The 3,023-nt window shown below is 50.2% G+C and carries 1 rRNA gene; it reads right to left on the bottom strand.

The window, feature by feature from the left end:
• Window positions 1-21: 21 nt before the first annotated feature.
• Window positions 22-2,909: ribosomal RNA gene (locus ACXJY6_RS19680) — 23S ribosomal RNA — on the bottom strand.
• Window positions 2,910-3,023 lie beyond the last annotated feature (114 nt).

Genomic DNA, 3,023 nt, shown 5'->3' with positions numbered 1-3,023 from the left:
CAAAAACCCCTTGGGTGTTGTATGGTTAAGCCTCACGGGCAATTAGTACAGGTTAGCTCAATGCCTCACAGCACTTACACACCCTGCCTATCAACGTTCTAGTCTCGAACAACCCTTTAGGACACGTAAAGTGCCAGGGAAGACTCATCTCAGGGCTCGCTTCGCGCTTAGATGCTTTCAGCGCTTATCGATTCCGAACTTAGCTACCGGGCAATGCCATTGGCATGACAACCCGAACACCAGAGGTTCGTCCACTCCGGTCCTCTCGTACTAGGAGCAGCCCCCTTCAATCTTCCAACGCCCACGGCAGATAGGGACCGAACTGTCTCACGACGTTCTAAACCCAGCTCGCGTACCACTTTAAATGGCGAACAGCCATACCCTTGGGACCGACTTCAGCCCCAGGATGTGATGAGCCGACATCGAGGTGCCAAACACCGCCGTCGATATGAACTCTTGGGCGGTATCAGCCTGTTATCCCCGGAGTACCTTTTATCCGTTGAGCGATGGCCCTTCCATTCAGAACCACCGGATCACTATGACCTGCTTTCGCACCTGCTCGAATTGTCATTCTCGCAGTCAAGCGGGCTTATGCCATTGCACTAACCTCACGATGTCCAACCGTGATTAGCCCACCTTCGTGCTCCTCCGTTACTCTTTGGGAGGAGACCGCCCCAGTCAAACTACCCACCAGGCACTGTCCTTGTCCCGGATAACGGGACTAAGTTAGAACATCAACACTACAAGGGTGGTATTTCAAGGTTGACTCCACTCCATCTAGCGACGAAGTTTCAAAGTCTCCCACCTATCCTACACATGTAGGGTCAATGTTCAGTGCCAAGCTGTAGTAAAGGTTCACGGGGTCTTTCCGTCTAGCCGCGGGTACACTGCATCTTCACAGCGATTTCAATTTCACTGAGTCTCGGGTGGAGACAGCGTGGCCATCATTACGCCATTCGTGCAGGTCGGAACTTACCCGACAAGGAATTTCGCTACCTTAGGACCGTTATAGTTACGGCCGCCGTTTACCGGGGCTTCGATCAAGAGCTTCGTCCGAAGACTAACCCCATCAATTAACCTTCCGGCACCGGGCAGGCGTCACACCGTATACGTCATCTTACGATTTTGCACAGTGCTGTGTTTTTAATAAACAGTTGCAGCCACCTGGTATCTGCGACTCCCAATAGCTCCATCCGCAAGGGATTTCACCGTCAAGAGCGTACCTTCTCCCGAAGTTACGGTACCATTTTGCCTAGTTCCTTCACCCGAGTTCTCTCAAGCGCCTTGGTATTCTCTACCCGACCACCTGTGTCGGTTTGGGGTACGATTCCTTATAATCTGAAGCTTAGAGGCTTTTCCTGGAAGCATGGCATCAATGACTTCATCACCTTAGTGACTCGACATCGTGTCTCGGCCTTAAGAGGAACCGGATTTACCTAATTCCTCAGCCTACGCACTTGAACCTGGACAACCATCGCCAGGCCCACCTAGCCTTCTCCGTCCCCCCATCGCAATTATAAGAAGTACGGGAATATTAACCCGTTTCCCATCGACTACGCTTTTCAGCCTCGCCTTAGGGGTCGACTTACCCTGCCCCGATTAACGTTGGACAGGAACCCTTGGTCTTCCGGCGTGGAGGTTTTTCACCCCCATTATCGTTACTTATGTCAGCATTCGCACTTCTGATACCTCCAGCAAACCTTACAGTTCACCTTCAACGGCTTACAGAACGCTCCCCTACCCAATACCCTAAGGCATTGCCGCAGCTTCGGTTTACAACTTAGCCCCGTTACATCTTCCGCGCAGGCCGACTCGACTAGTGAGCTATTACGCTTTCTTTAAATGATGGCTGCTTCTAAGCCAACATCCTAGCTGTCTAAGCCTTCCCACATCGTTTCCCACTTAGTTGTAATTTGGGACCTTAGCTGGCGGTCTGGGTTGTTTCCCTCTTCACAACGGACGTTAGCACCCGCTGTGTGTCTCCCGGATAGTACTTACTGGTATTCGGAGTTTGCAAAGGGTTGGTAAGTCGGGATGACCCCCTAGCCTTAACAGTGCTCTACCCCCAGTAGTATTCGTCCGAGGCTCTACCTAAATAGATTTCGGGGAGAACCAGCTATCTCCGAGTTTGATTGGCCTTTCACCCCTAGCCACAAGTCATCCGCTAATTTTTCAACATTAGTCGGTTCGGTCCTCCAGTTGATGTTACTCAACCTTCAACCTGCCCATGGCTAGATCACTCGGTTTCGGGTCTAATCCTAGCAACTAAACGCCCAGTTAAGACTCGGTTTCCCTACGGCTCCCCTATACGGTTAACCTTGCTACTAAAATTAAGTCGCTGACCCATTATACAAAAGGTACGCAGTCACACCACGAAGGTGCTCCTACTGCTTGTACGTGTACGGTTTCAGGTTCTATTTCACTCCCCTCACAGGGGTTCTTTTCGCCTTTCCCTCACGGTACTGGTTCACTATCGGTCAGTCAGGAGTATTTAGCCTTGGAGGATGGTCCCCCCATGTTCAGACAGGATATCACGTGTCCCGCCTTACTCGATTTCACTTAAACTGCATCGTCGACTACGGGGCTATCACCCGGTATCGCGTCACTTTCCAGAGACTTCGTCTAATGCAATAAAAGCTTAAGGGCTAATCCAATTTCGCTCGCCGCTACTTTCGGAATCTCAATTGATTTCTCTTCCTCGGGGTACTTAGATGTTTCAGTTCTCCCGGTTCGCCTCATTACGCTATGTATTCACGTAATGATAACTGCTTATGCAGCTGGGTTTTCCCATTCGGAAATCGTAGACTCATGCGGTTTTTACTACCTCATCTACGCTTATCGCAAGTTAATACGTCCTTCATCGCCTCTGACTGCCAAGGCATCCACCGTACACGCTTAGTCACTTAACCATACAACCCCAAGGGGTCTGTATGGCAACTAACCAAGGTTTTAGTTGCACTCTCATTGTTTGAATAAGCGAGAGTGCTTTTGATTTTTGCCGGACTCAAAATATGAACATCATC

This window comes from Vibrio phycocola, assembly GCF_054404255.1.
Note: the sequence above shows the minus strand (reverse complement) of the source record. Positions and strands in the feature narration are given on the sequence as shown.